Raw genomic sequence first — 266 nt, forward strand, 5'->3', positions numbered from 1 at the left:
CGATGGCCTCAAGCCCCAGATGCCCTTCACGTACCGCGCGATAGAGCACGGCCGCGACCAGCGCCGGTTGGTCGAGCTTGAGTTCCGACAGGATGTCGGCCATCTCGAGACTGAAACGGAAACTGCGCAGCGGCTCGCGCCACGGCTTGTCACCGCGGGCGTCCGCCTCGCGCGCCACCTTGAGCGCCACTTCACAGGCCTGCACCATGACCTCGGCATTCACCGACGGGACTTCCTCGCGCAGTCGCGCGACCCACACCGGGATG

General features: G+C 67.3%; 1 protein-coding gene. It reads right to left on the reverse strand.

Going from position 1 to position 266, the window contains the following annotated elements:
- A partial coding sequence (locus tag R0J88_RS20765; protein WP_410900991.1) for a hypothetical protein occupies positions 1 to 223 on the reverse strand: 223 nt, incomplete at its 3' end.
- Positions 224 to 266: the final 43 nt, after the last annotated feature.

It is taken from the genome of Pseudoalteromonas sp. SIMBA_162 (assembly GCF_046535955.1).
Classification (GTDB): Bacteria; Pseudomonadota; Gammaproteobacteria; order Enterobacterales; family Alteromonadaceae; genus Pseudoalteromonas; species Pseudoalteromonas marina.